The organism is Kribbella capetownensis (assembly GCF_004331485.1).
GTDB classification, from domain to species: Bacteria; Actinomycetota; Actinomycetes; order Propionibacteriales; family Kribbellaceae; genus Kribbella; species Kribbella capetownensis.
On sequence record NZ_SJKD01000008.1, the window covers coordinates 193,950 to 219,585 of the forward strand.

General features: G+C 68.9%; 28 protein-coding genes. 16 read left to right on the top strand and 12 right to left on the bottom strand.

Features of this window, described 5'->3' with window-relative positions; all coding sequences use genetic code 11:
• Positions 1-2: 2 nt before the first annotated feature.
• The 7 genes from E0H75_RS31625 to E0H75_RS31655 all read left to right on the top strand — a co-directional run bounded on the left by E0H75_RS31625 (position 3) and on the right by E0H75_RS31655 (position 5,288).
• Positions 3-614 carry a sigma-70 family RNA polymerase sigma factor gene (locus E0H75_RS31625; protein WP_238163368.1) on the top strand — a complete coding sequence of 204 codons (612 nt, stop codon included), beginning with the start codon at positions 3-5 and terminating at the stop codon, positions 612-614.
• Entirely contained in the window at positions 611-1,330 is a 720-nt protein-coding gene (locus tag E0H75_RS31630) for an anti-sigma factor (RefSeq protein WP_131517371.1), read from the top strand. The genes E0H75_RS31625 and E0H75_RS31630 overlap by 4 nt, the downstream gene beginning before the upstream one ends.
• A 19-nt stretch (positions 1,331-1,349) precedes the next feature.
• Positions 1,350-1,790, top strand: a complete 441-nt coding sequence (locus E0H75_RS31635) for a PaaI family thioesterase (protein WP_131517372.1) — start codon at positions 1,350-1,352, stop codon at positions 1,788-1,790.
• A 90-nt stretch (positions 1,791-1,880) separates the two neighbouring features.
• Complete coding sequence (locus E0H75_RS31640; protein WP_238163369.1) at positions 1,881-3,275, top strand: DHA2 family efflux MFS transporter permease subunit; 1,395 nt, start codon at positions 1,881-1,883, stop codon at positions 3,273-3,275.
• Positions 3,272-4,213, top strand: coding sequence for a sigma-70 family RNA polymerase sigma factor (locus E0H75_RS31645; RefSeq protein ID WP_131517373.1), 942 nt, complete (start codon positions 3,272-3,274; stop codon positions 4,211-4,213). Before E0H75_RS31640 ends, E0H75_RS31645 begins: the two co-directional genes overlap by 4 nt.
• A 13-nt stretch (positions 4,214-4,226) precedes the next feature.
• Positions 4,227-4,991: an isocitrate lyase/PEP mutase family protein gene (locus E0H75_RS31650; protein ID WP_131517374.1), complete on the top strand. Its 765-nt coding sequence runs from the start codon at positions 4,227-4,229 to the stop codon at positions 4,989-4,991.
• 87 nt (positions 4,992-5,078) lie between these two features.
• Positions 5,079-5,288, top strand: a complete 210-nt coding sequence (locus E0H75_RS31655; RefSeq protein ID WP_238163370.1) for an antitoxin — start codon at positions 5,079-5,081, stop codon at positions 5,286-5,288.
• 76 nt (positions 5,289-5,364) lie between these two features.
• Here the strand turns inward: E0H75_RS31655 and E0H75_RS43725 are convergent, their stop codons facing one another.
• Together E0H75_RS43725 and E0H75_RS43730 are read right to left on the bottom strand one after the other, a co-directional pair.
• Complete coding sequence (locus E0H75_RS43725) at positions 5,365-5,604, bottom strand: hypothetical protein (RefSeq protein ID WP_202873272.1); 240 nt, start codon at positions 5,602-5,604, stop codon at positions 5,365-5,367.
• 10 nt (positions 5,605-5,614) lie between these two features.
• A complete protein-coding gene (locus E0H75_RS43730; RefSeq protein ID WP_202873273.1) occupies positions 5,615-5,983 on the bottom strand; it encodes a class I SAM-dependent methyltransferase in 369 nt (122 codons plus the stop codon).
• 52 nt (positions 5,984-6,035) lie between these two features.
• On the opposite strand from E0H75_RS43730, the gene E0H75_RS31665 reads away from it, so the two are divergent.
• Positions 6,036-6,854 (top strand): alpha/beta fold hydrolase, encoded by an 819-nt coding sequence (locus tag E0H75_RS31665; RefSeq protein ID WP_131517375.1) that lies wholly within the window; start codon positions 6,036-6,038, stop codon positions 6,852-6,854.
• Here the strand turns inward: E0H75_RS31665 and E0H75_RS31670 are convergent.
• The 4 genes from E0H75_RS31670 to E0H75_RS31685 are packed head-to-tail and all read right to left on the bottom strand — an operon-like array spanning position 6,842 to position 9,409.
• Positions 6,842-7,741, bottom strand: a complete 900-nt coding sequence (locus tag E0H75_RS31670) for a hypothetical protein (RefSeq protein WP_131517376.1) — start codon at positions 7,739-7,741, stop codon at positions 6,842-6,844. The genes E0H75_RS31665 and E0H75_RS31670 overlap by 13 nt on opposite strands.
• A 47-nt stretch (positions 7,742-7,788) precedes the next feature.
• On the bottom strand, positions 7,789-8,451 hold the full coding sequence (locus tag E0H75_RS31675; protein ID WP_131517377.1) for a hypothetical protein: 663 nt from the start codon (positions 8,449-8,451) through the stop codon (positions 7,789-7,791).
• A complete protein-coding gene (locus E0H75_RS31680) occupies positions 8,448-8,690 on the bottom strand; it encodes a hypothetical protein (protein ID WP_131517378.1) in 243 nt (80 codons plus the stop codon). The genes E0H75_RS31675 and E0H75_RS31680 overlap by 4 nt, the downstream gene beginning before the upstream one ends.
• Positions 8,691-8,695: 5 nt before the next feature.
• Positions 8,696-9,409, bottom strand: a complete 714-nt coding sequence (locus E0H75_RS31685) for a hypothetical protein (RefSeq protein WP_131517379.1) — start codon at positions 9,407-9,409, stop codon at positions 8,696-8,698.
• 323 nt (positions 9,410-9,732) lie between these two features.
• On the opposite strand from E0H75_RS31685, the gene E0H75_RS31690 reads away from it, so the two are divergent.
• The 3 genes from E0H75_RS31690 to E0H75_RS31700 are packed head-to-tail and all read left to right on the top strand — an operon-like array spanning position 9,733 to position 12,594.
• Positions 9,733-10,908 carry a sensor histidine kinase gene (locus E0H75_RS31690; RefSeq protein WP_165554163.1) on the top strand — a complete coding sequence of 392 codons (1,176 nt, stop codon included), beginning with the start codon at positions 9,733-9,735 and terminating at the stop codon, positions 10,906-10,908.
• Positions 10,892-11,959 carry a hypothetical protein gene (locus E0H75_RS31695; protein WP_131517381.1) on the top strand — a complete coding sequence of 356 codons (1,068 nt, stop codon included), beginning with the start codon at positions 10,892-10,894 and terminating at the stop codon, positions 11,957-11,959. Before E0H75_RS31690 ends, E0H75_RS31695 begins: the two co-directional genes overlap by 17 nt.
• Positions 11,944-12,594 (top strand): response regulator transcription factor, encoded by a 651-nt coding sequence (locus tag E0H75_RS31700; RefSeq protein WP_131517382.1) that lies wholly within the window; start codon positions 11,944-11,946, stop codon positions 12,592-12,594. Before E0H75_RS31695 ends, E0H75_RS31700 begins: the two co-directional genes overlap by 16 nt.
• Here the strand turns inward: E0H75_RS31700 and E0H75_RS31705 are convergent.
• Entirely contained in the window at positions 12,591-13,577 is a 987-nt protein-coding gene (locus E0H75_RS31705) for an aminoglycoside phosphotransferase family protein (RefSeq protein ID WP_131517383.1), read from the bottom strand. The genes E0H75_RS31700 and E0H75_RS31705 overlap by 4 nt on opposite strands.
• Before the next feature lie 193 nt (positions 13,578-13,770).
• Between E0H75_RS31705 and E0H75_RS31710 the strand changes: the two genes are divergently transcribed.
• A complete protein-coding gene (locus E0H75_RS31710) occupies positions 13,771-14,505 on the top strand; it encodes an SDR family NAD(P)-dependent oxidoreductase (protein ID WP_131517384.1) in 735 nt (244 codons plus the stop codon).
• Here the strand turns inward: E0H75_RS31710 and E0H75_RS31715 are convergent.
• Positions 14,464-15,984 carry an FGGY-family carbohydrate kinase gene (locus tag E0H75_RS31715; protein ID WP_131517385.1) on the bottom strand — a complete coding sequence of 507 codons (1,521 nt, stop codon included), beginning with the start codon at positions 15,982-15,984 and terminating at the stop codon, positions 14,464-14,466. The genes E0H75_RS31710 and E0H75_RS31715 overlap by 42 nt on opposite strands.
• An 81-nt stretch (positions 15,985-16,065) precedes the next feature.
• Here E0H75_RS31715 and E0H75_RS31720 point away from each other — a divergent pair, with 81 nt between their 5' ends.
• A complete protein-coding gene (locus E0H75_RS31720) occupies positions 16,066-18,522 on the top strand; it encodes a beta-galactosidase (protein WP_131517386.1) in 2,457 nt (818 codons plus the stop codon).
• Here E0H75_RS31720 and E0H75_RS31725 read toward each other — a convergent pair.
• Positions 18,519-20,360, bottom strand: coding sequence for an ABC transporter ATP-binding protein (locus E0H75_RS31725; protein ID WP_238163371.1), 1,842 nt, complete (start codon positions 20,358-20,360; stop codon positions 18,519-18,521). The two genes, E0H75_RS31720 and E0H75_RS31725, sit on opposite strands and share 4 nt — an antisense overlap.
• Positions 20,361-20,509: 149 nt before the next feature.
• Here E0H75_RS31725 and E0H75_RS31730 point away from each other — a divergent pair, with 149 nt between their 5' ends.
• The 3 genes from E0H75_RS31730 to E0H75_RS31740 all read left to right on the top strand — a co-directional run bounded on the left by E0H75_RS31730 (position 20,510) and on the right by E0H75_RS31740 (position 22,521).
• On the top strand, positions 20,510-20,935 hold the full coding sequence (locus tag E0H75_RS31730; protein WP_131517388.1) for a MarR family winged helix-turn-helix transcriptional regulator: 426 nt from the start codon (positions 20,510-20,512) through the stop codon (positions 20,933-20,935).
• Between the two features lie 87 nt (positions 20,936-21,022).
• Positions 21,023-21,556, top strand: coding sequence for a hypothetical protein (locus E0H75_RS31735; protein ID WP_131517389.1), 534 nt, complete (start codon positions 21,023-21,025; stop codon positions 21,554-21,556).
• Positions 21,553-22,521 (top strand): alpha/beta hydrolase, encoded by a 969-nt coding sequence (locus tag E0H75_RS31740; protein ID WP_131517390.1) that lies wholly within the window; start codon positions 21,553-21,555, stop codon positions 22,519-22,521. The genes E0H75_RS31735 and E0H75_RS31740 overlap by 4 nt, the downstream gene beginning before the upstream one ends.
• Here E0H75_RS31740 and E0H75_RS31745 read toward each other — a convergent pair.
• Genes E0H75_RS31745 through E0H75_RS31755 form a run of 3 tightly spaced genes read right to left on the bottom strand, consistent with a single transcriptional unit; the run spans position 22,502 to position 25,565 of the window.
• On the bottom strand, positions 22,502-23,959 hold the full coding sequence (locus E0H75_RS31745) for a peptide MFS transporter (protein ID WP_131517391.1): 1,458 nt from the start codon (positions 23,957-23,959) through the stop codon (positions 22,502-22,504). The genes E0H75_RS31740 and E0H75_RS31745 overlap by 20 nt on opposite strands.
• A gap of 36 nt (positions 23,960-23,995) precedes the next feature.
• Positions 23,996-24,667, bottom strand: a complete 672-nt coding sequence (locus tag E0H75_RS31750) for a hypothetical protein (RefSeq protein WP_131517392.1) — start codon at positions 24,665-24,667, stop codon at positions 23,996-23,998.
• Between the two features lie 16 nt (positions 24,668-24,683).
• Entirely contained in the window at positions 24,684-25,565 is an 882-nt protein-coding gene (locus E0H75_RS31755) for a LysR family transcriptional regulator (protein WP_131517393.1), read from the bottom strand.
• Between the last annotated feature and the right edge of the window lie 71 nt (positions 25,566-25,636).

A 25,636-nucleotide genomic window follows, 5' to 3' on the forward strand; every position in this document is an offset into this window, starting at 1 on the left:
CCGTGACCGAACCGACTGCACTGCCCTGGCCTGCCGGGCCGCACACGCGGCCCGGCGAGGTCAGCGACGGCGATCTCCTGGCCCGTGCCGCCGGCGGCGACACGGCCGCCTTCAGCACGCTGTACGACCGGGTCACGCCCTGGGTGTTCGGCCTGGTACGGCGGATCCTTCGCAACCCGGCCCAGTCGGAGGAGGTCACCCAGGAAGTGATGATCGACGTCTGGCGGACGGCCACCCGGTTCGACCCGCACCGCGGCTCCGCGCACGCGTGGATCCTGACCATCGCGCACCGCCGGGCCGTCGACCGGGTCCGGTCCGAGCAGGCGGCCGCCGACCGCACCGAGCTGATCGGCGCGCGGTCGGCCGAGGTCGACTTCGACCAGGTCGCCGATACTGTCACCACCCGGCTCGAGTCCGAGCAGGTACGGCGCTGCCTGGACACATTGACCGACCTGCAACGCGAGTCGATCACCCTGGCCTACTACAACGGCTACACCTATCCAGAGGTCGCCCAGCGGCTCGACGCCAAGCTGCCGACCATCAAGGCGAGAATGCGCGACGGCCTGATCCGTCTCCGCGACTGCCTCGGAACCACAAAGGGGCGTACGTCATGACCGAATCCGACGTGCACACTCTGACCGGCCCCTACGTCCTCGACGCGCTGCCCGAGGACGAGCGGACCTTGTTCGAGGCGCATCTGGCCGGCTGCACCTTCTGCGCCACCGAGGTCGCCGAGCTCCGCGAGGCCGCGGTCAAGCTCGCCACCCAGGTCGCGACCCCGCCGCCGCCCTCGCTCAAGCCGAACGTCCTGGCCGCCATCGACCACGTCCGCCAGGTACCTCCGCTGGTTGCCGGGCACCGCGGCGCGCCCGCGCGCAAGCGGTTCACACGTCGTTCCGTCCTCACTCTTGCCGCGGCCGCGCTCGCGGTCGCCGGTGTCGGCGGTGTCGCCGTCGACCAGTACCGCGAGAAGACCGACGCGGTTCAGGCCAACGACCAGATCACCGCCGTCCTGGCCCAGCCGGATGCGCGAACTGTCCGGGGGCCCGTCGCCGGCGGCGGTCAGGCCACCATCGTCATGTCTCCCAGCGCGGACGAGGCGGTCGTCGTACTGAACGACCTGCCCAGACTGCGCGCGGGCCGGACCTGGCAGCTGTGGATGATCGACCCGTCGAAGACGGCCCACTCGGTCGGCCTTGCCTCGGGTGATGTCACCCGGGTGCTGGACGGCTCGGTCACCGGCATGATCGCCTTCGGCCTCACCAACGAGCCCGACGGCGGCTCCGCCACACCGTCCCAGCCGGCCGCGGCGACGATCCCGATGACCTGACGGCGGGTACTGTCGCCGCATGGACGAGGCTTCGGCTGAGGTGCAGGGTCGGGTCAGGGACAGTTTCGAGCGGCAAGGGCTGATGCACCATCTCGGTGCACGCCTCGCAGTGATCGCTCCGGGGCGGGTGCATATCGTGCTGCCGAGCCGGCCCGAGGTCACGCAGCAGCACGGCTACTTCCATGCCGGAGCCACCAGCTCGATCGCAGACAGTGCCGGCGGGTACGCCGCTTTCACGCTCTTCCCGGAAGAGAGCTCGGTGCTTACGGTCGAGTACAAGATCAACCTGCTCGCCCCGGCCGAAGGCGACCACCTCGAAGCTGTCGGCACAGTGCTCAAGTCCGGCCGGACGCTCACCGTCTGCCAGCTCGAGGTGTTCTCGGTCCAGGGCAGCCGGCGGACGCTGGTCGCGACCGGCCAGCAGACGCTCATCCAGGTCGCGGCGCGCCCCGAACGCTGAGCGACGCTCAGAAATTCCTTCTGATCGGACCGATGAATCCGGCGGTCGCGCGCGGTCTACCCAGGTGACAGCAATTTCCCTGGAGGACCTGTGCGGACGACGACTCAACAACGATGGGTGCTGGGACTGGCCTCGATCGGCTCGGTCATGGTGGCCCTTGATGTCCTGGTGGTGGCGGCTGCGCTGACCACCATCCGGGCGGATCTCGGCGCCACGGCCGAGCAGCTCGAGTGGACCGTGAACGCGTACGGCCTGAGTTTCGCGATGCTTCTGATGACCGCCGCGGCGATCGGTGACCGCTGGGGGCGCCGGCGGACGTATGCCGGCGGTCTGGTGTTGTTCACGCTGGCATCGGTAGCGTGTGCGCTGGCCACCTCGCTGCCGTGGCTGATCGCGGCGCGCGCCATCCAAGGCGTCGGCGCGGCCGTGGTGATGCCGCTGGCGATGGGGCTGCTCGGTGCGGCGTTCCCACCCGAACGGCGCGGCTGGGCGACCGGCGTGTTCAGTGGAGTGACCGGCCTGGCCGTGCTCGGCGGTCCGATGATCGGTGGTGCGGTGACCGAAGGTCTCGCCTGGCAGTGGATCTTCTGGATCAATGTCCCGGTCGGCCTGATCGCGATCCCGCTGGTACTGCGGAACATCCCGGAGAGCAAGGGCCCGATGCGGCGACTCGACCTGACCGGCGCCGTGCTGATCAGCCTCGCGGTCCTCGGTCTGGTCTGGGGTGTGGTCCACGGTCAGGGCTCGGGCTGGTCGAGTGCCGAGGTGCTCGGGTCGTTCGCGGCCGGCGTCGTACTGCTCGCCGCCTTCGCCGTCCGGGAGAACCGGACGGCGCACCCGATGGTGCCGCTGACGTTCTTCCGCAACCGGACGTTCAGCGCAGCGAACTCGGCCGGATTCTTCCTCAGCGCCGCCCTGTTCAGTGCGGTGTTCTTCCTCTCGCAGTACATGCAGGTCGTGCTCGGCTCCGGGCCGTTCATGGCCGGGCTGAAGCTGCTGCCCTGGACCGCGACGCTGTTCATCGTCGGCCCGATCGCGGGTCGCCTGGTGGACCGCGTGGGTGAGCGGCCGCTGGTCGTGATCGGGCTTGGTCTGCAGGCCCTCGGGATGCTCTGGGTCAGCCAGATCAGCAAGGGTTCCGTGCAGTACTACGAACTGATCGTGCCGCTCGTGATCACGGGCTGCGGCGTCTCGCTCGCGATGCCGGCCACGCAGAACGCCAGCGTCGGATCGCTGCCACGCGAGTCGGTCGGAATCGCGGCCGGCATCTACAGCATGACCCGCCAACTCGGTGGCGCCGCCGGTGTCGCCGTACTCGGATCCGTGTTCGCATCCGCCGGTGGGTACGCCGGTCACGGCTTCACCCGGGCCCTCGCGGGCTGCGGCGTACTGTCGTTGCTCGGGGCACTGTCGGGCCTCGGCATCACCGCCCGCCGGCGGACCGCCGGACCGGTCGTGCCCAGGGCCATGGAGGAGGTGGGATGAACCTCGAGGAGGAGTTCGCGCAGCATCGGGCCGAGCTGGTCGCGCACTGCTACCGGATGCTCGGCTCGCTGCACGATGCCGAGGACGCGGTGCAGGAGACGTACCTGCGGGCCTGGCGCGGACACGCGGACTTCGAGGGCCGTTCGACGGTCCGGACCTGGCTCTACCGGATCGCGACCAACGTGTGCCTCAACCTCCTCCAGCACAGCAGCCGCCGCGTGGTGCCGTCCGCGCTCGGTGCCCCCGGCAACGACCCCGAGGAGCTGCATCCGTACGCACTCGAAGTGACCTGGCTCGAGCCGTTCCCGGACCTCCTGCTCGGGGCCGATCCGGCCACCGTGGTCGGCGACCGGGAGAGCCTGCGGCTGGCGATGGTCGCCGCGATGCAGCACCTGCCGCCGCGGCAGCGCGCCGTACTGATCTTGCGCGAGGTGCTGACCTGGCCGGCGGCCGAGGTCGCCACGCTGCTCGACACCACCACGGCCGCCGTCAACAGTTCACTGCAGCGCGCCCGAGCCGAACTGGCCCGGCTCCGGCCGATCGAGGAGGACCTCAGCGTGCCGGACGAGCCGCTCCGGCGCGCGCTGCTCGACCAGTTCGCCACGGCGATGGAGAACAAGGATCTGGTCGCGCTGGAGGCGCTGTTCACGGCGGACGCCCGGTGGGAGATGCCACCGATCCCGACCTGGTTCAGCGGACGGAACGACGTACTGCGGCTGCTGGACTCGAAGCTGCGGCCCGGTCCGGATCGACGGATCCTGGTCGAGACGTCGGCGAACGGGCAGCCCGCGTTCGCGCTCTACATCCGCGGTCACGACGGGCGCTATCACGCGCATTCGATCAAGGTCCTGACCCTCACCAAGGCCGGTATCGCGGCCGTTCTCGCCTTCCACCAGCCCGCGCTCTTTCCGGCGTTCGGGCTGTCCATCATCCGCTGACACGGAGACAACGATGACTTTGGCAACCACTCTCCGGGCGCTGCACGTGCCCGGCACACCCGTCGTCCTGCCCAACGCCTGGGACGCGGCCTCGGCCCGGATGGTGGAGGCGGCAGGCTTCCCAGCCGTCGCGACCAGCAGCTTCGCCACCGCGACGATCCTCGGGTACGACGACGGCGAACACGTCCCGGTCGAGGATGTCCTGGTCGCGACGACCCGGATCGCGCAGTCGATCGCGGTGCCGTTGACCGTCGACTTCGAGCGTGGCTACCGGCTCGCCCCGGCCGAGCTCGTCGAACGGTTCACCGCGACCGGTGCCGTCGGCCTCAACCTCGAGGACTCCGATCCCGCCACCGGCACCATGATCGATCCGGCCGAACAGGCGGACTTCCTGGCCGCGATCCGGGCCGAAGCCGGCACCGAACTGGTGATCAACGCCCGGATCGACGCGTTCGTGCGCCGCGCCGGTTCACCCGAGGAGCAGCTGCGGACCGCCCTCGACCGCGCCGCCCACTACCTCGCCGCCGGCGCCGACTGCGTCTACCCGATCGGGGTCGGCGACCTCGACCTGATCGCCAGGCTGACCAAGGAGATCGCCGGTCCGGTGAACGTCGGCTACGGCCAGGGCGCCAACTCCGTGGCCGACTACACCGCGGCCGGTGTCGCCCGGATCAGCTTCGGCCCCATGCTCCAGCGCCACCTCTACAGCAAACTGTCCGATTCGATGCTCCCTGCGCTCATCGCCGACTGGAATCCGTTTTCCGACCACACTCCGTGATCAGGTGTGTGGAATCGGGCCGATCGGGTACGGCGGGGATTTAGGTAGTGCCAGCAACCATCGACAGAACGGGGAAAGACGATGGGCATGTTCGACAACCTGAAGGACAAGGCGACCGAGGCCGTCGACGAGCACGGCGACAAGGTGAGCGAGGGCCTGGACAAGGCCGGCGAGTTCGCCAACGAGAAGACCGGTGGTGAGCACGGGGACAAGATCGACCAGGGCACCGACTTCGCCAAGGACCGGCTGGACGGGCTGGACGGTCAGAACGACGACATGCCGGACAACGAGTCCTGAGCCGAGACAACCTGAACTGAGCAGAGGCCGAGCGGCCGCGGACCCGGCGTCCGCGGCCGCTCGCGACTACCTGCTGTCAGTGCCAGATGACGGCATCGATCTCGCGGCGGCGTTCGGAGAAGAGGTCGTGGTCGGCGGCCCGGCGCAGCAGGCCGCGGAGATCGGCCTCGAAGGCCGGCCGGTCCGCGCCGAGCAGAGCCGGTGTGGAGCCGGACAGGGAGAAGACAGCGGCGACGAGGTCGTCCACGGTGCGCTCCTCGATCTCGCCACCACCCACGATGATCCGGGTCGGACCGTCGTACCCGGCGCTGCGCATGACGTCCTCCTCACCGCCGCGGTGCCGGTCGGCAGCGCACCCGGAAGGTGCCGAGCTCCGGCGAGATGTCCTCGGCCAGGAGCTTGCGCCACCGGATGTTGGTGATCCCGGCTCGCTCGGCCCGACGGGCCGCCACCGCGACCATGTCGCCGTCCGCGTCGACACCGACTGCTTCTTCGAACAGTGGCGCGAACAACAGCGTCAGCGGTCCCGGCCCGCATCCCACGTCGAGCAACCGGCCGCTGCCGTCGAGCCCGAGCTCATCGCGCACCGCCTCCGCAAGCCCAGCGGGGTAGGCCATCCGGCCGACTACGTAGTGCTCGGCACTCCCGGCGTACAGGCTCTCGTCCCAGGTCCAGTTCCACTCGCCGGCGCTCACCGCTCGAGACTAATCGAGGAGTTGTGACCACGCGACGTGATTTGGTGGGGCGATGGAGTTGACGGAGAAGCTCGAATGGAACGGACGGACGATCGCGTGGGGCCGGCGAGGTCGCGGTCCGGCGGTGGTGTTCTGCCACGGTACGCCGTTCTCGTCGCGGGTCTGGAGCGCCCACGCGGATGCCCTGAGCAACGAGTTCACGGTGTACCTGTGGGACATGCCGGGGTACGGCGAATCGTCCAAGCGAGCCGGGGACGCGGTTGACTTCGATGCTCAGGGCAAGGTGCTGGCTGCGCTCCTGCGGCACTGGGGCCTTGAGCGGCTGCACGTCATTGCCCATGACTACGGCGGTGCGGCGTCGTTGCGGGCGACGCTGTTCGAGCAGGCGACGTACACGTCGTTGCTGCTGGTCGACACGGTCGCGATCCCGCCGGCCGGGTCGCCGTTCTTCCGGTTCGTGCAGGACAACCCGACGACGCTCGACCAGCTGCCCGGTTACATCCACGAGGCGATCCTGCGCGCGTACATCCAGAACGCCACCCTCCACGGCCTGCGCGCGAACCAGCTTGACCAGCTCGTCTCCCCGTGGCTCGGCGAGGTCGGTCAGCCCGCGTTCTACCGTCAGATAGCGCAGTTCGACGAACGGTATCTCCAAGACATCGAGGACCATCTGGGCAAGCTCAGCATCCCGGTCAAGGTCCTGTGGGGTGCCGATGACGCCTGGCTCTCCCCCACCATCGGACGGCGTCTCGCCTCCCTCATCCCGCAAGCCACGTACACGGAGATCCCGTCATCCGGTCACTTGATGCAGTACGACGCACCGATCCCGCTCAGCCACCATCTCCACAGCTGGCTCGCTCAGGTGGTGTGAATCGGTACCGGACGGACTCCCAGCGAGCGGACCGAGTCGTCGAGCAGCTGGTTGCCTCGGGCATCGATGGTGCAGCGGGCCGGATCCGGGTTGCCGGACGGCACGTCCTTGACGCCGACGACGAGGTCGTCCACGAGGTTGGCCGGGAGCTGGTTCAGGTAGGTTGCCGCGGCGGCCACGCATTCGTCCGGTGTCGGCCGGTGGGTGCTTCCGGTGGCGACGTACTCACGTGAGTGCAGTTGTGAGCAGTTCACGGCGGACTGGGTCCGGCGATCGAAGCAGCGCCGCCAGCCGGCCGCCGTTCCGTTCTGCAGGACGTTGTGAGCCGATCCCATCACGTCCTCATCTGTCTGCACGGCGCACACTCCGCCCGGCGCCGCGGCGGCTTGCGCCGTGACGGCGTCGATCGCCGGCGAACCACCCAGGAACCGTACGACGGCGTCCTGATCGCAGTTCGTTGCCCCCAGCAACTCCTCGAATCGATGCTTCTCCCGGCAGTCGATCGCCTCCTTCGAAGCAGACCAGCACCGAGGCCCAGCCGCAGTCGTCGCCACCGGATTGCTCGGCTGTGCAGTGGTCGTCACAGACGACGATGGAGCGACGCTCGGCCCCGCGACCGGCCCCGATCCAGGCCCCGACGGGTGGGCGTTGCCCAGGATCATCACGACCACCGACAAGAAATAGCAGACGACTGCAGCTGCCGTCGGGACCTTCCGCAACCGCGGATGAGTGGACCAGATCCAGTACGCCAGCACGACTGCGGCCGCTCCCACCAGGATCAGGGCGGCGGCGGTGATCTGGGCCCAGATGGCGTCGGTCGCGTCGATCACCGACGGCACCGCGAACGCCAGCGGCAGCCCCAGCCCCAGGGGCAGCCCGGCGGACACGACGAAGGGCCAGAGCTTCGTCGTGCCGCCGGAGGTGGACTGCGTGTTCAGGACAGCACCATGTTCATCAGCACGGCCTCCACCTCACCGCTCCCACAGCCGTCGGAGTCCTTCAGCGACAAGCTGATCTTGAGCGCGTTCACCTTCTGTACCGGCAGGTCGAAGGCCGCGATCTGGTTCAGCTTCACGGTCTTCTGGTCGATGTACTGACTGTTGCCGTCGAGGCGAACCTGCAGGATCTGCTCGGAGCTCTCCGACGAGTTGCTCTCGCCGAACTCGAGCTTGATCTTGCTGAAGTTGTTCGCCAGCCGAAGCTCGAGGACCTGGCCGTAGGAGTCTCCGCACCCGTTGAGGGTGCCGCCGATCCCGGTCGCCTGTTTGCGGTCGGCAACGTCGTACCGGCCGTCGCGCCAACCGTCCGGGTACTTGAAGATGCTGCTCAGCGTCAGCGGGCGGTTGGCAGCCTCGGGTGGCAGCACGGCCGGCTTCTCGCTGTCTTCGGGTTCGCTCGGTTCCTCACTCGGTGAATCAACGGACGGTGTGTCCGTCGGGATCGTCTCGGTTGGGGTGGTCTCAGTAGCGGTCGGGCTCTCGGTTGGTGTCGGTGCGGTGGTCTGGGCCGCGACCGCGCCGGTGTTCGGCGCGTCGTCGCCGCAGCCGGTCGCGGCCAGGCCCAGGACCAGCACGGTGGCCAGGATGCGCAGCTTCATGGCCGCCTCCGGAAGGCGTCGGATCCGGTGGATTCGGTCATCCTGGGCAGGACGCCGGCCGCGTACGCGATCGCCAGCAGGATCCCGACCGGCAGGAACAACAGACCGAAGACGAGACCGCTGATCCAGTAGGCGCGGTTCCGGTCGGCCTCGACCCAGGCGTACGACGGACGTCGTATGGCGTCGATCACCGCGGCGATGGTGATCAGGTAGCAAACAACGATGATCGCTGTCAGCATCGGCGTCACACCGTCCGCGGGTAGGCGGTCGCGGGCTTGGCCTGCCAGGACGTCGGCATCGCGTAGACCGCGAACTTCTTCGGTTGCGGCCGGGCGAGCTCGGGTGACTCGGCGAGTTGCCGGAAGCCGGCGAGTTCGTCGTCGGTCAGCGTCTCGTGCGTCGTGCGGTACTGCACCGCACGCAGCATGATCGCGCGGGCGACGGCGCCTGAGTCGGTCTCCTTGGGCAGGTTGAGGTCGACCACGAGCAGCCTCGTCGGGTCCGCCGTACCGTCGCGAACGACCAGGCGCAGTACCTCCTCGTCGAGCCAGCCCTGCTTCGGGCTGAAGCCGACCGAGATCAGCCACGGGTAGCGGATGTGCCCGACCAGCGCGGTGCCGCGGCTGCGGCGCGCCGCCCTGAGCTTGCTGACCGCGTTGAGCATCAGCGCCGTACCGGGACTGCCGACCCAGCCGCCGCCCTTGTCGTACTTCGAGCACAGCAGGATCACTCGTGCGTCGGTGATGCACACCTCGGCCCGAATCTCCCGCACCTCGACAACGGTCCGCGCCTTCCCCCCACCCACATCCCGCACCGCGATCGCCCGAGCCACCAGTTGCTGCGCCGAATCCCCATCCAGCAACTCCTGGTTGACCTTCCCACCCCCATCCAACCCCGGGAACATCGTCTCGTCCCCACCGTCCCCCAACCCCTTCACACACAGCACATCAAACGTCATCCATCCCCCTCAGTACAACTCATTGCTTGCGGCATCGAAATTTGTGCGGAGCTCGTCCCCACCATCCATCGACTGCTGATCTTGCGCCGAGTCATCTCTCCCCTTGCAGCTGTGACTCGGCTGCCGTTCCCCCGCCTCGAACGGTACGAGCCGGCCGGTACGGCGAGGGACCTCCGAACGGAGGTCATTCCGTCGCTCTGTGTTGTTGACGGTCGCGATTCCGGCGGGCAAGGTATTGCTGCGGCAGGGAACCGCATGGGGGGATGTTGATCGACACAAACAGGCTTCTCGCTGATGCGAGAGCCTCAGTTTCACGCGCGCCGGTGCCGGAGGATCTGGCCTTGGAACGCGGCGCTCCTGATCGCGCACTGGATCGTTTCGCGGCTGTCTACGGCCTGGCGCTGCGGCTCGGGACCGTCGGCCTCGGCGCCATCGCGGCCGTCCTGAGTCTCGCGCCACCGGTCGCACCACTGTGGCTCGTGCCGGTCCTCGGCGGACTCGCCGTGTGGTGCCTGCTCTTCCTGTCGGTCGTGGTCCGGCACGGACTGACGCACCGCCTGGTCGTTGCCGACAGCCTCATCGTCTGCGCGATCCTTCTACTACAAGGCCATCTGGTCTCGGCCGCCGAGCTCCCGAACAGCTCCGCCTGGCTGCTGCCGATCGCCACCGCGGCGGTCCTCCTCGCGCAACTTCGACTCCGCCCGGCCGTCGGCGTGCCGATCGGCGTACTCATCAGCGCCGCCGACGCCCTGGGTCAATCACTTGCGACAAACTTCCAGCCGTCGATGCTGATCGGCGCCGGCATCCTGGTGATCCAGACCGGCCTGGCGGCCGCCACAGTCCAGCTGGTACGTCGTGCCGGACGCGCGGCTGAGCTCGAGTGCGAGCGCCAAGCCGAGCAGGACCGGGACGCACAAGTGGCAGCGGCCCGACGCGCCGACGAACGCGAACACTTCCGCCAGTTGCATGACACCGCACTCGCGACGTTGACGATGGTCGGCTCTGGCTCGGTCCGTTCGGGCTCCGCGATCCTGCACGCGCGGGCCGCATCAGACGCCGCGGCGTTGCGCGCGCTGTCGACCGGGCCGTCCCGGACCGATCGGCAGGAGCGCCTCGACGACAGGCTGCGTTCCGTCATCGAGACCGAAGCCGCCGACCTGGACATTGCCGCCGCGCTGCCCGTGGTGTCCGTCCGCGCGGACGTCGCCGCCGCGATCTCGGCGTGCGTCGGCGAGGCGCTGCGGAACGTCGTACGGCATTCCGGAGTCGACGCCGCCAGTGTCGGAGTCTCGGTCGACAGAGCGGGGCGGCTGCGCGTCGACATCCGCGATCGCGGCCGCGGCTTCGACGTACGGGCGATCGGCGCGCACAGTCGCGGGGTCCGGGAGTCGATCCTGGGACGGATGGCCGATGTCGGCGGAGTGGCCGAGGTCTTGTCGATGCCGGCCGGTGGCACCCAGGTCGTCCTGCGGTGGGGTGACGGTGACCGGCGAGGGTGATCAAGCGGCGAGGATCCGGTCCGGCCTCGCTCGCGCACTCGACATCAGCGTCGTGGTCATCGTCGGGGTCTGGCATGTCGTCTACGTGCTGCCGTCACTCGTCCTCAGCGCCGGGCTCTATCGCGCGACCGGCGCCGAGCTCGTCGCCTGGGCGTTGCTCGCGGCACTGTTGGTGCACGGCTCGATCAGATTGCTGACCGGCCGACCGGCCTTCGCTCACTGGTGGCGGTCGGCAGCGGCGGTCATCGCGGCGGGCGCTCTAGCGGTCTCGATGGTTCCCGGCGACCAGATCACCGGCGCCGCGAACTGGGCCTTCGGCGACGTCGTACTGATCGGTGTCCTGCTGATGCTGCGCGAGCGGCTGATCGCGTTCGCCGTGGTCTTCCTCGCGAACATCCTGCTGAACCTGTCGGTCCTGCTGCTCACCGACCACCACATCGACCTGACCGTGATCGCGCGCTTCCTGGTGATCGCCTGCGCGGGCGGCGTACTGGTCCCGTCGGCGGTGCTGCTCGCGGCTCGTGCGCTCGACGACGCGGCCGCGGTGGCGGGATTCGCGACGGCGCAGCGAGCCGAGTCAAGTGCTGACCGCGAGGTCGCCGACGCTCTGCACGAAGCCCGCCGGGAACGCTACGAGTCGCTCCGCGGCCAGGTCGCGCCACTGCTCGACGGCCTTGCGAACGGTTCGCTCGACCCGGACTCTCCCGACGTACAGCGCCGTTGCGCAATCGAGGCGGCCCGGCTCCGGCGACTGTTCGCCGAGTCCGACGACGTACCCGATCCGTTGCTGCACGAGGTGCGGGCCTGTGCGAACGTCGCCGAGCGCCGCGGCGTCTTGGTCGAGCTCGCGACGGCCGGCCCGTTGCCGGAGCTCCCGCTCGAGGCCCGCCGCATCCTCACCGAGCCGGCGATCGAAGCACTCGTCGCCTCGAGCACCTGGGCCCGCGTCACGGTGTACGGCGGCCCGGACGAAGTGATCGTGTCGGCGGTCGGCGATCAGGCCGGACGACCGGATCCCCTGTGGCTGGAGGCCAGATGGCAGCATCAGTGACGGTAGCCGTGGTCGACGATCATCCGGTGGTGATCGAAGGCGTCCGGACCTGGATCGGCCAGGACGCGGCCGCTCGGGTCCGGATCGTCTCGGCTGGGCCGGACCTCGACGCAGCGGTCCACGGCGCCGGTCGGCAGGCGGACGTGATCCTGCTCGATCTCGAACTCGAGGGCCGGTTGATGATCGACGCGATCGCCGGACTCGCCGACGGCGGACGCCGAGTCATCGTGTTCTCCCAGCACTCCGGCGAGGAGATGGTGCGAGCCGCCCTCGACGCCGGAGCCATTGCCTACGTCACCAAGCAGGAGGGACCGCGCCACCTGGTCGACGCGATCGTCGCGACCGCGCACGACCGGCCCGCAGTTCCTCCCGCGATGGCCGGTGTGATGGTCGCCGATCAGCGCCCCCGGCTCGCGCCGCAGGAACGGACGGCGTTGCTGCTGTGGTTCCAGAGCCGGTCGAAGGCCGCGGTGGCCGAGCGGATGGGAATCCGCGAGACGACCGTGAAGCAGTACATCGACCGAGCACGAATCAAGTACGGGCAGGTCGGCCGGCACGCCGCGGGCAAGGCGGCTCTGCTCGCTCGCGCGATCGAAGACGGTCTGGTTCGCCCGGACGAGATCGACGACCTCTAGCCCACCAGGCTCCGCAGGCCGGCGAGCTTGCCGGGGAACTCGGTGAGCAGCTTGGTAGCCGTCTGCTCGGGGTCGGTCATCCAGCGGGCTGGTGCGAGCTCGCCGAGGCAGACCAACACGTGCTCGAACAGGACATGGAGGTCGTGGCGGGACTCGCTCAAGAAGAGGTCTTCGCCGGGCCAGCTGACGTCGCCGCCTGCTGCCGTGTACGCCGTCAGGATGCTGGTGATCGGTTCTTGCTTGCCGGCCGCGAAGATGTAGGCGACGCGCGCGGCCTCCAGTGCAGCGCTGTCGACGCGGACACTGTCCCAGTCGACCAGGACCGGACCATCCGGCGTGTTCAAGAGGTTGTGGGTCTTGAAGTCGCCGTGCGTCACGACGCAGTCCGGAGCGAGCTCGCAGACGTTCCGGATGCGGTCGGTCAGATCGAGGATCAGGGGGAACCGGTCCCACGCCAGGTCTGCCCACTCCTTACCGCGCTCCTGCGCCGCGGTGAACCAATTCTCCCAGTCGGCGCGCGGGCCGAGCGCCGTACGCCACCAGTCCGGTAGGCCGGACGCGCCCACCGGTTGCAACTGGTGGACCTGGGCCAGGGTGCGGCCGAGCCACTCGGTGATGTCGTCGTCCGCGGCCAGCGGGCGGCTCTCGACCCAGCGGTAGACGCGGAAGAGACGCTCGTTGATGCGGGTGATCCAGCCGAGCACGGGATCGACCGGCGCGATCGGCTCGGCTTGGTCGATGCCCGCGGCCAGCGCCCGGTTCTCGAACGCCATCGCCACCTCGAGCTGATCGGTCAGGCCACCGGGCGTGAACTGCGCGGTCGAGGACCAGTAGCCCTTCACGAAGTAGCTGCCGGTCACCGTCTCGAGCCGCCACGTGTCGGTGTCGCCGCGTCGGACCAGGACCAGGTCGCCGAGTGGCTCACCGAGTGCGAAGGCTTCCGCAATCGCGGCGGCGGTCGGCGTGTACATGTCCTCGTTCACGGTTGACCCATCGTTCCCGGTCGGGTCACCGTCCGCAACTCCGGTTGAACGACGGGTTGCTCAGGACAGAAACCTGCCGGGAACGCTTCGATCCGGAGGGCATCGCGTCGTAGGCTGCGTGGCAGCGCACCGTCCGGGCGCCGCAGGGGGGAACTGCTATGAGTGAGTTTTGCCTGCCTTCGGGCGTGAAGCAATGAATCCGCTGGGGCGGATGCTGGTGTGGATCTCCGGTGCATCGGCCGGACTCGGGGCGGCGTTGGCGGCGACGATTCCGTTCGACGCGGATCTGGTCGACATCTCCCGGCGCGGCGGGACGCCGGGGGCGTTTCACGTGGCCGTGGATCTGGCCGATCCGGCGTCCTGGCCGGTGGTGGCCGACGACTTCGACCGGCGGCTGTCCACCTTCGACGGGGACACGGTGGTGTTCATCCACAACGCCGGCACACTGACCCCGCTGGGGTCGGCCGGTCGGGTCGACACCGAGGAGTACACGCGCAACGTGCTGCTCAACTCGGCCTCGGCGCAGGTCCTCGGGCAGGCCTTCCTGCAGGCGGTCGCCGGGAAGCCGTACCACCAGCACCTGATCATGGTGTCGTCGGGCGCGGCCAAGAACCCGCACGAAGGCGAGTCGAGCTACTGCGCCGGCAAGGCCGGGATCGATCAGTGGGTGCGAACGGTCGGGCTGGAGCAGGACCGCCGAAGTCCGTACTGCCGGGTGATCTCGGTGTCTCCCGGCGCAGTCGACACCGACATGCAGGCGGAGCTGCGCGCCAGTACCGAAGACCAGGTGCCGGACGCCCAGCACTTCCGTGAGCTGGACGCCCAGGGCCTGCTCGCCAAACCGGAGGATGTCGCCCGGTCCATCTGGTCGCTGCTCGACCGCGACCTACCCAACGGCACCGTGCTCCACATCAGCGACGTCACCTGACGACTCCACCGAGCGGGCCAGCCGGTGCACCTGACTGCGAGTCGCCGGGTACAGCTCGCCGTACGTCTGGAAGAGGCTGGCGTAGACGGACGCTGTCGATGGATCCGGCTGGATCGTGTGATCCAGCCGGGCCCAGTCCGTCTCCGGCGGCACCAGACCGACCCCGATCGCCGCAAGCAGTGCATCGCCGTACGACGCTCCGATCGTCTCTGCGGGCACTTGCTGGACCAGACCGCTCACATCACTCACGATCTGCGTCCACAGTCCGCCCTGCGTACCGCCGCCGACCGCGACGATGCGGGCCGGCCGGCCAGCCGCCTCCTCGAAGGACTCCACGATCTGCCGCACGCCACAAGCGATTCCCTCGTACGCCGCTCGCAGCAAATGGCCACGTCCGTGGCGCAGAGTCAGTCCGGCGATCACGCCACGCGCGAGCGGGTCGTAGATCGGCGTACGCTCCCCGCTGAAGTACGGCAGCATCACCAGCCCCTCGCTTCCCGCGGGAACGGCGGCTGCCTCGGAGACCAGTGTCTCGAACGGCACACCGCCGGTCAGGTCCTGCAGCCAGGTGGTGATCGTGCCGGACGTCGCCATACCGGCAGCCAAGGTGTGGGTTGACCGCTCGACCCCAGAGGTCGTCCAGAGCCCGCGCACACTCGTCGGCGTGGTCAGCACCTGCACGAAGAACATGGTGGAGCCGTACATCAGCATCAGGTCGCCAGGACGTCGTACACCGACGCTGAAGGCCTCGGCCCACGCGTCGACTGTGCCCGCGACGACCGGAGTCCCCTCGGCGAGTCCAGTCGCTGAAGCCGCGTCGGCATTGACCACACCGACCTGCTCCGAAGGCCACACCAGGCGTGGCAGGGCCAGACCCGGCAGCACCTGCTCGACCCAGTCGGTCGCCCAGCCCTGCGTGTGGATGTCGTAGAAGGGGTCGCACTGGCTGGCGGTGTGGTGGTCGAGCACCCACTCCCCGGTCAGCCGCGCGACGACGTACGTGTGCGCGCTGAACCACCGGTCCTGTGGTCGCCACGCCTCGCCGGCCTCCCGGCGCAACCACACCAGTTTCGGACCGATCGCTTGGCTGGACAGATCCTTACCGCAGCGTTGCAGGATCTCGTCCGCGCCGAGCTGTGCGGTGATCTCGTCGATCTCCACGGTCGCGCGGCTGTCGACGCCGTACAGGATGGCCGGCCGTCGCGGGTGGAGTTGTTCGTCGGTTTGGACGACGCATGGTCCGAGGCCGGAGACGCAGACGGCCGCGATCCGGTCGCCCGGATGCGTCGAGGTCAGCTCGTTCAGCACCTTTGCGACGTCACCCCACCAGTCGCGTTCGGCGTCCATCTCCGCCCAGCCTGGTCGCGGCAGGCTCGGCGCGTGGTCCCGCCGCGCAACGGCTAGCACTGTGCCGTCGGTGGTGGTGAGGACGGCCTTGGTACTGCCGGTGCCGATGTCGACTCCGATGACGAGGTTCACGCCCCCACCCTCCGTCGCGCCGGCGCCACGGTGCAAGACGGCACCTGGCGACCACCGGCCGACTCTGATCTTGTTGGCTCCATGAGTTCAGTGGAACTGGATGCCCGGGGCATCCGCATCGACGGCGAACCGCGGGTCGTGCTGTGTGCGTCCCTCTTCTACTTCCGGTTGCCCCGGGAGCAGTGGCGGGCGCGACTCGACCAGGTCCGGGCCTCGGGGTACACCTGCATCGACGTGTACCTGCCGTGGAACTTCCACGAGCTCGCGCCCGGCCGGTGGTCGTTCGAGGGCCGGCGCGATGTCGCCGCGTTCCTGGATCTCGCGTACGACGCCGGGCTGCACGTGATCGCCCGGCCCGGGCCGTACATCTGCTCGGAGTGGGACGGCGGCGCGCTCCCGGCCTGGCTCGGGCTCGATCCGTCGCTGCGGATCCGCGACAACCAGCCGGGCTTCCTGGCCGCCGTGACGGCCTGGTTCGACCAGGTGCTGGCGATCCTGGCCGCTCGCCAGCACGGCGCCGGCGGCTCCGTGATCATGGTCCAACTGGAGAACGAGCTGGACTTCTTCGACTGCGAGGACCGGCCCGGGTACGTCACCGCCCTGCGGGACCAGGCGGTTGCCCACGGCATCACCGTGCCGCTGATCGCCTGCGCCGGTCAGGGTGATGTCTTCGGTGCCACCGGCAACGTGGCGGACGTCGTACCTGCGTGCAACTTCTATCCGAACGACGACTCGCCGGACATCGAGCCCGAGGTACGCCGGTACGCCGATCTGCTCGCGGACCGCGGGCTGCCGTTGCTGATCACCGAGACGAACCGGCGGCACCGGACCCTGCGGCGGCTGCTGGCCAGTGGTGCGTCCCTGCTCGCGCCGTACCTGCAGGCGTCAGGCTGGGACTTCGGGTACACACCGTCGAGTGGGAACTGGGGTAAGCCGGGGAACTTCATGAGCCACAGCTACGACTTCGGCGGGTATGTGTCGTCGACGGGGGTAGAGCGGCCTGAGTACGCCGAGGCGCAGGTGCTCTCGTTGGTGCTCGATGCACTGGGATCGCGGCTGGCGCTTGCGACGCCTGGACCGTCTGTCGAGGTGACGGCCGACTTCTCGACGAGCTCGGCTCCGGGGGTCCTCGAACTGGATGGTGGTGGGCGGTTGGTCGCCGTACCGAATCTCGGCCGCAGCGACGGGCGCGCGGTGGTCAACGGGGTGTCGGTGGCGGTCGCGGCGGACTCGTGTCCGTTGATGCTGCTCGATCTGCCGTTGGGAGACAGGACGCTGACGTTGGCTTCGGCGGATGTGGTGGAGCTGGCGGACGACAGCCTGGTGTTCTGCTCGGCGGTGCCGGTGACTGTTGTCGTCGGCAACAGGTCTGCGGAGGTCGAGGCCGGGTCGACCGAGGTCGTCGACGGGCTCAGCATCACTGTGCAGTCGCGACCTGATGTCGCGCCTCCTGAGAGTCCTCTGTCGCAAGAGGTTTCCGAGGTACGACGACGGGCCGCGGCAGCACCGGAGATCCCAGCGGGCACGCATGAGCCGGCGCCCACGTTGGAGTCGCTCGGTGTCTATCGCGGCCGCGGGAGCTACACGACCACGGCGGAACTGACCGACGAGCTGCTGCTGGTGGGTGCGGCCGACATTGTCGACCTATCGATCGGCGGCAGGCTTCACACGTTCGCAGGATTCGGCGCCACCCGGCGGATCGACGTACGCGGACTCAGTGGCGACATCCGAGCCACTGTGGAGATCTGGGGTCACGCCAACTTCGACGACGCCCGGCTGCCGGCACTCCGGCTCGGTGCGCTCCGCGGTCTGGGCGGTCTCTGGACAGTCGTCGGGACCAAAGACATCTCAGCGTTGTGGACGGTCGAGGGCCACTGGGCGGGCGACCCTGCGCCGACGCGAGTTCTCACCGGCTGGAGCAGCACGCAGGTGGGTACGCCGGTCACCTACACGCGACCGATCGCCGCTGAAACCACTTCCGCTCTGCACCTGCACGGCGCCCACGTGCCGATCGCGGTGTCCGTGGACGACGGTGAGCCGACCACGGTCCACGCCGAGAATCCGTGGATGCTGCTACCGGCCGGGACCAAGCAGATCTCGGTGACCGTGCCGCATGACCCGAGTGGCGGGCGTCTCCGCGCCGAGCTGCTCAGTCTGGAGCCGGTCACGGGCTGGACGTGTGCTGTCCAGGACGACGAGTTGCTGACCGCCTTTGCCGGTCGCGGTGGGCCGGGACAGGACGTCGTACTGCCGCTGGTTTTGCGGCCGGGTGAGGAAGCGTGGCTGGACGTGGACTTGCCGGCTTCCGATACCGGCTATCTGCTCCGGCCGGAAGGTGTGCAGGTCCGGGTGACCGCGTGGGCGTCCGGCGAGTGCATCGGGCGGGTGTGGGCAGGCGAACGCCCGGCCTTCGCCGGCGGAGATCCTGACCTGCTGTGGATCCCACCGGGTTGGGCCGGGCTCGCGCTGCTCGTGACCGGAGTGGCCGGTCCGGCCGAGCCGGAACTCCGCCGGCTACGGCTGGAGACCGCGACCTAGGCGGCCTTGGTGAACTGGGTCGTGTAGAGCTCGGAGTAGAGCCCGCCTGCGGCGAGGAGCTGCTCGTGGGTGCCGCGTTCGCGGATCCGGCCCTCGTCCAGGACGAGGATGACGTCGGCGTTGCGGATCGTCGACAGCCGGTGCGCGATCACCAGCGACGTACGCCCGACCAGCGCGTTGGCGAGCGCGGCCTGGACCGCGGCCTCGGACTCGGAGTCGAGGTGGGCCGTCGCCTCGTCGAGGATGACGATCGACGGCGACTTGAGCAGCAGCCGGGCGATCGCGAGACGCTGACGTTCACCGCCGGACAGCCGGTACCCGCGATCGCCGACCACGGTGTCGAGGCCGTCGGGCAGGCTGTTCACCAGGGTCGCGATCTGCGCGGCCTCGAGGGCCGTCTGCAGCTCCGCCTCGGTTGCTTCCGGGCGGGCGAGCAAGAGGTTGGCGCGGATGGTGTCGTGGTACATGTGCGAGTCCTGGGTCACCACGCCGATGACGGATCGCAGTGAGCTCTGGGTCACCTCGCGGACGTCGCGCCCACCGACCAGGATCGCGCCGTCGGTGACGTCGTACATCCGGGAGACCAGCGACGACAGGGTGGTCTTGCCGGCGCCGGACGGGCCGACGACGGCTACCATCTGGCCGGGTTCGACGGTGAAGCTGACCTCCTTGAGGACCTCTTCGCCGGTCTCGGCGGACAGCGTGGCGACCGACTCCAGCGAGGCGAGTGACACCTCCGCGGCCGACGGGTAGTGGAACGAGACGTGGTCGAACTCGATCGACGGCTCGACCGTCGGCGGCAGTTCCTTCGCATCCTTGCGGTCGGCAACCATTGGCGGGAGGTCGAGCACCTCGAGCACGCGCTCGAAGCTGACCAGCGTGGTCATCACATCGACCTGGAGATTGGAGAGCGCGGTCAGCGGGCCGTACAGCCGGGTGAGGTAGGCGGTCAGGGCAACGACCGTGCCGATCCCGAGCGCCCCTTCTACCGCGAAGACTCCGCCGACGCCGTACACAAGGGCGACCGCGAGGGCCGCGACCAAGGTGAGCGAGACGCGGAAGACTCCGGCGTACATCGAGGTGGTGACGCCGATGTCGCGCACTTGCGCGGCCTTACCGGCGAAGTCACGGGAGGAGTCCTGGGTCCGGCCGAAGACCTTGGCCAGTACGGCGCCTGCGACGTTGAACCGCTCGGTCATCGTCTGGGCCATGGTCGCGTTCAGCCGGTAGGTCTCGGCGGTCGCCTCGCGCAACCGGCCGGCGATCAGCCGGGCGGGCAGTACGAACAGCGGCAGCAAGATGAGGGCGAGCAGAGTGATCTGCCACGACATGACGAACATGGCGCCGAGCACGAGAACGACGCTGAGCACGTTGCTGACCACGTTCGACAGAGTTGAGGTGAACGCCTGCTGGGCGCCGAGGACGTCGCCGTTCAGGCGCTGGATCAGTGCACCGGTCTGGGTGCGGCTGAAGAAGGCGACCGGCATCTGCTGGACGTGGTCGAACACGGCAGTGCGCAGGTCGTAGACGAGTCCTTCGCCGATCCGGGACGAGAACCAGCGCTCCGCCAGCGTGATCGCACTGTTGGCGATGGCGAGCAGCGCGACCACGAGGGACAGCCACACGACTACCTGGGCGTGGCCCGGGACGATGCCGCGGTCGATGATCGCGCGGAAGAGCAAGGGGGTGACGGCGCCGGTGCCGGCGTCGAAGGCGACGAGGACGAGGAACACGGCCAGATAGCCGCGGTAGGGACGGGCGAACGTCATGATGCGGCGCAGGGTGCCCGCAGTGAGCTTGTGGTGGCGGACGGAGGAGTCCTTCAGCAGCGATCGCATGGCGCGACCGCCGCCGGCTCCCGCGCCCGGAAGTCCGGAGATCTGTGACATCGGAGCCTTTCGGTCGGGGACGACATATACTGAGGTTAGCTCACTATGAGCTAAGCTCACAAATCCCGCACCTCCCGGCTCACCACTAGGCTCAGTTCGTGCACGCATCGGAAGACACCGCTGAACAGATCGCGGCGCTGCTCGAGGGCATCGTTCGCCGTCAGCGCCGCGCGACGAAGGACGGCGTCGGAGCCAGCGTCACCCACGGCCAGTTCCGGCTGCTGCGCACCCTCGACCAGGCCGACCGCGCCCTCCGGCTGAGCGAGCTCGCCACCCAACTCGGCATCGTCCCGCGCTCCGCGACCTCCGTCGTCGACGACCTGGAATCCGCCGGTCTGGTCGCCCGCCGGCCAGACCCGGGCGACCGCCGCGCCACCCTGGTCACCCTCACGCCCGCCGGCACCGAGGTCCTCACCACCATCCGCCGCACCCGCCGCGACGCCATGGTCACCCTCGTCGCCCGCCTCACCCCCGAAGAACAATCCACCCTCCACCACCTCCTCACCCGCCTCGCCCAGGACTGACCACCGACCGCCCGGAGGCGCTGAGGTGGATTGAGGATTTCGCTCAATCCACGCGAGGTACGGCGGATGTCCTGCTTGGCTGAGCGCATGCGTACACCGACAACATCGCCGGCCGAGGCCGCGCGGTTGATTCGTGCGGACCAGCGGTTGTTGCTGGAACGGATCGACGGACTGACCGAGACCGAACTGCGGGCGCCGTACCGAGTGACCGCTGGACCGCTAGGGCACTTCTGCGACTCACTGCACGACCTGACCGCGCACATCCTGATGTGGGACGAGATCAACCTCGCTGTGCTCTGCGAGGCCAAGGCAGGCCGGCTGCACTGGAGCCTCGACCCGCGCTGGGAGACGGCGGAGATCGGCAGCGCGCTCAATGTCGGCGGGGTCGAGGCGGGCCGGCACATCCCCTCCGATCTGCTCCTGCATCGCTTCCACAGCGTCGGCGCGGCGTTCCTCGGCGAGATCGAGCAGTACGACGAGGCGTCGTGGGCGGATGCTTCGACGGGCGGTGGGTTCGACGGGGGTATCGGTGCTTTGGCCGAGTATGTCTGCACCACCCCGGACGGCTTCCTGTTCTCCCATGCGGCTCGTCACCTCACACCGGCGGCGGTGCCGGCATGAACACCATTGCCGAGGGCATCGAAATCGTGGATCTGCCCGCATTCAACACCGAGACGGACGCACTGCTCGAGCGCTTCGCCGCCGAACCGGCCGGTCCGGACCTCGATCCGTACGAGACACTCCGGCTCGACCGGCAAGAGCTTCCCGACCCGGAGCTGGCCGGCGAGCAGGACCCACGCACCAGTGCCGAAGACCTGACCATCGACCTTCCGGGACGCACACTGCGTGCGCGGGTCTATCGGTTCGCGGCCGGGCCGAGGCCGGTGCTGTTGTGGTTGCACGGCGGCGGGTTCATCGGCGGCGACCTGCGCGACATCGAGTACGCGACCTCCGGGATCGCTGCCGCAGGCAACGTCATCGTTGTCTCACTCAACTATCGCCTCGCGCCTGAAGACCCTTACCCTGCAGGGCTCCACGACGTCCTCGACACCTTGGCCTGGTTGCGCGAGCACACGTCCGACCTCAACGGCGACGGCCGGATCGCAGTCGGTGGTCAGAGTGCCGGCGCCGCCCTCGCCGCTGGTGCCTGCGTGCTTGCGCGGGACGAAGGCCAGCCAGTCCCTGACCGACAGATCCTCTGCTATCCCACTCTGGACCACGACCAGGACACCGAGTCGGTGCGCCTCTTCGACGGCACGTTCCTCAGCATCGCCGCCGACCCGTGGTCGGCGGCGCAGTACTTCCCGGCCGGCGAGTTGCCCGCGACCGCCGTACCGCTGCGGGCCGAATCGCTGGCCGGTCTACCGCCGGCGCTCCTGCTCGCGGCCGGTCGTGATCCACTCCGGGACGACGCCCGCAACTACGCGAGTCGACTCGCTCGGGACGGCGTACCCAACCGGTTGGTCGAGTACGCCGACACCATGCACGCCTTCCTGAACTTCCCCGCCGTACTGTCCGCCGGGCGGCATGCGGTCGAGCTCATCGGAGCCGACCTGCGGACGGCGTTCAGTGCACGCCGCTCATGAGCCGCCGGATCGGCTTCACCGCGATCATCAGGGCAACCCCGAGCATGATCGCCACCGCACCGATGACACCGAAGTACGTCGACTCGTGGTCGGTGCTGTAGAACTTCGCCAGTACGCCGGACAGCGCCGTACCGAGGGCCACGGACAGGAAGAACAACGCCACCATCTGGGTCCGGAACGCCTCCGGCGCGAGCTTGGTCGACAGGGACAGGCCGACCGGCGAGATCAGTAGTTCGGCGATGGTGAAGACCAGCAGGATGCCGGCGAGTCCGAGCAGCGGCGCGCTGTTCGGACCGCCACCGGCCATCGTCAGGAACAGCAGGAACGCGATCCCCATCACCGCCAGACCGAGGCTGAACTTGACCGGCGTCGACGGCTGCCGCGGTCCGAGCTTCGTCCACAACGCGGCGAACGCGCCGGACAGCACGATGATCATCACCGGGTTGATGGATTGCACCCACGACACCGGCATCTCCCAGCCGAAGAGGTTGCGGTCCAGCCGCTGGTCGGAGTAGATCGTGACCACGGTGAACTGCTGCTGGTACAGCGACCAGAACGCAGCGCTCGCCACGAACAAGGGGATGAAGGCAACAACCCGGCTGCGCTCGACATCGGTCACCTGCCCGCTGCCGAGGATGACGGCGAAGTAGATGACCGCCGCGACCGCGCTGACGACCGCGACGGCGGTCGCGAACTTCGACGCCGGCAGGACTCCGGTCAGGAGGATCACCACGACGACCACCAGCACGATCCCGGCGCCGACGGCGACCCGCCGCGCTACGTCGGGCGTCAGCGGATTCGGCACCACTCGCGCGGCACCGCTCAGCCGCCGGCGGCCCGCGCCGTACTGGACGAGGCCGAGGAACATCCCGGCGGCGGCCAGCGCGAAGCCGTAGTGGAAGCCGGCGTTCTCCTGCAGCAGGCCGGTCAGCAATGGACCGGCGAGCGCACCGAGGTTGATGCCGAGGTAGAAGATCGAGAAGCCGGCGTCACGGCGATCGTCGTCCGGGGCGTACAGCGTGCCGACCAGCGAGGTGGCGTTGGCCTTCACCCCGCCGCTGCCGAGGGCGATCAGGACCAGGCCGACCGCGACGCCGACCAGGGCGGGGAGCAGCGACAGGGCGATGTGGCCGAGCATCACCACGACCGCGGCGTAGAACAGGGTTCGTTCCGGACCGAAGACCCGGTCCGCGAGCCAGGCCCCGAGGATCGTGGACAGGTAGACGAGGCCGCCGTACGCGCCGACGATGCTGGTGGCGGTCCCCTCGTCGATGCCGAGTCCACCCTGGTCGGCCGGGTAGTACAGGTAGATGAGCAGGATGCCCTGCATACCGTAGAAGGAGAACCGCTCCCAGAGTTCGACCCCGAAGAGGTTCGCGAGTACTGGCGGTTGCCCGAAGAACGTGCGCGTACTCCGGCCCTCGTCGGTGCTGGCCACTCAGCTCTCCCGTCTGCTGCTCCCCCAGGTGTGCGGTCAGTGTTCGGCGCGATGCGTGAAGAACCTGGCCGGATCGCCGGCCGCGCGCGGACCGGAGGCGAGCCAGGCGGCGAACGCCTCGGGCTGCCGTCGCTCGAGCTCGTCCAGATACGCCCGGCGGACGTCGGCCACCCCGAGTCGCAGCTCGCGCCCGGTCGAACTCTGCAGTTGCTTGAAGCTCCGCCGCCAGGCCAGGCAGAGTTCTTCGTCCGTCAGGTCGCGCAGCGTGGGCCGTACGACGTCCAGCTGAACGATCGTTCCCTCGTCGATCGACTCTACGTCGGGATGCCGGTCCGGTTCCGGTTCCCGCGCCGGTTTCGGCATCGGCCAGATGCGTACGATGATCGGCGGCGACGTCGCGATCAGGAGTGCGAGCAGGACCAGCGTCTCGGCTCCCACGGCCGCGCCGTACCCGCAGGCGGCCAGCACCAACAACCCACCGAGCCCGGCCCAGCGTGGCGCCGCGCGGATCAGCTCCGCGGGCGGCAGCTCGCGCGCCAGCCCGAAACTGAAGTACACCGCACCGACCGTGATGGCCGAGATCAGGAAGGCGACCAGATTGGACGCCGGTGACACGAAGACAAGGGACGCGATGACGCCGATGGCGGCCAGCAGCCCCGCGGCTGTCCGCCAGATCTGGCCGTACCGCAGCCCGACACGCTCCAGCATGTGCTTCCAGTGCCCATCACGCCGTGCTTCCAACCGGCTCCGGCGGCGTGACGTTGCGCAGTGCTTCGATGAAGGCCGTGGTGGCCGGCGGGTCCGGCGGATCGCCGTACGTCGCGAGATAGATCCGGCGTACGACGGGGAGCTCGGTGGCGTGCACGCCCTCGGCGAGATGAGACCGCAACGCCATGCCCGGCATGGTCGTGACCCCGAGCCCGGCGGCGACGAACGCCTGCTCCACGACGATGTCGTCGCTGGTGTAGGCGATCCGAGGCGTGAACCCCGCGTCGGCGCAGTGGGCGAGCAGCTCCCGCCGGCAGTTCACGCAGCCCGCGATCCAGGCGGAGTCCCGGTGGTCAGTGAGCGTCTCTCCGCTCCGCTGGCTCAGCAGGTACACCGGGTCGTCGAGGAGGTAGGTGTAGCGGATGCCGTCGTCCGGCGTGGCATCGTCGTAGCGGAAGACGATCGCGAGGTCGATCGCCCCCTCGCGCAACTGCTGGTGCGCGACGACGGGATGAGCGTCGGAGAGCTCCAGCTCGATGTTCGGGTACCGGCGGCCGATCTCGGCCGCCGCCGGTGGGACGAGCACGCTGAGCGCCGAACTGAACGAGCCCACTCGGACCTTGCCGGTCTGCAGTCCGATCCGTTCGGCCAGTTCGGCGTCGGCGGCATCGACCCGGCCGATGATCTCCGCGGCGCGACGGGCGAGCATTTCACCTTCGGGAGTGAGGCGGATGCCCCGTCCGGCCTTCTGGACCAGCTTCGCGCCGGTCGCGGCCTCCAGCCGGGAGAGGTGATGACTGACAGTGGGCTGGGTGTAGTGCAGTGCCTCGGCCGCCGCGGTGACCGAACCGTGCGCGGCGACCGCGGCCAGCACCCGCAGCCGGACGAGATCGAGCATAGATCGATCGTATCTATGATTCCGGGCGCGTATTGGCATTGGACGCATACTTCTCGACCCGGCAGGGTGGT

Coding starts and splice junctions, on each gene's coding strand:
- E0H75_RS31755 (WP_131517393.1), bottom strand. CDS start 25,565: ATGCTCGATCTCGTCCGGCTGCGGGTGCTGGCCGCGGTCGCCGCGCAC.
- E0H75_RS31725 (WP_238163371.1), bottom strand. CDS start 20,360: ATGCGATCGCTGCTGAAGGACTCCTCCGTCCGCCACCACAAGCTCACT.
- E0H75_RS31720 (WP_131517386.1), top strand. CDS start 16,066: ATGAGTTCAGTGGAACTGGATGCCCGGGGCATCCGCATCGACGGCGAA.
- E0H75_RS31735 (WP_131517389.1), top strand. CDS start 21,023: ATGCGTACACCGACAACATCGCCGGCCGAGGCCGCGCGGTTGATTCGT.
- E0H75_RS31740 (WP_131517390.1), top strand. CDS start 21,553: ATGAACACCATTGCCGAGGGCATCGAAATCGTGGATCTGCCCGCATTC.
- E0H75_RS31680 (WP_131517378.1), bottom strand. CDS start 8,690: ATGCTGACAGCGATCATCGTTGTTTGCTACCTGATCACCATCGCCGCG.
- E0H75_RS31630 (WP_131517371.1), top strand. CDS start 611: ATGACCGAATCCGACGTGCACACTCTGACCGGCCCCTACGTCCTCGAC.
- E0H75_RS43725 (WP_202873272.1), bottom strand. CDS start 5,604: ATGCGCAGCGCCGGGTACGACGGTCCGACCCGGATCATCGTGGGTGGT.
- E0H75_RS31675 (WP_131517377.1), bottom strand. CDS start 8,451: ATGAAGCTGCGCATCCTGGCCACCGTGCTGGTCCTGGGCCTGGCCGCG.
- E0H75_RS31710 (WP_131517384.1), top strand. CDS start 13,771: ATGAATCCGCTGGGGCGGATGCTGGTGTGGATCTCCGGTGCATCGGCC.
- E0H75_RS31635 (WP_131517372.1), top strand. CDS start 1,350: ATGGACGAGGCTTCGGCTGAGGTGCAGGGTCGGGTCAGGGACAGTTTC.
- E0H75_RS31700 (WP_131517382.1), top strand. CDS start 11,944: ATGGCAGCATCAGTGACGGTAGCCGTGGTCGACGATCATCCGGTGGTG.
- E0H75_RS31750 (WP_131517392.1), bottom strand. CDS start 24,667: ATGCTGGAGCGTGTCGGGCTGCGGTACGGCCAGATCTGGCGGACAGCC.
- E0H75_RS31685 (WP_131517379.1), bottom strand. CDS start 9,409: ATGACGTTTGATGTGCTGTGTGTGAAGGGGTTGGGGGACGGTGGGGAC.
- E0H75_RS31665 (WP_131517375.1), top strand. CDS start 6,036: ATGGAGTTGACGGAGAAGCTCGAATGGAACGGACGGACGATCGCGTGG.
- E0H75_RS31650 (WP_131517374.1), top strand. CDS start 4,227: ATGACTTTGGCAACCACTCTCCGGGCGCTGCACGTGCCCGGCACACCC.
- E0H75_RS31645 (WP_131517373.1), top strand. CDS start 3,272: ATGAACCTCGAGGAGGAGTTCGCGCAGCATCGGGCCGAGCTGGTCGCG.
- E0H75_RS31655 (WP_238163370.1), top strand. CDS start 5,079: ATGTTCGACAACCTGAAGGACAAGGCGACCGAGGCCGTCGACGAGCAC.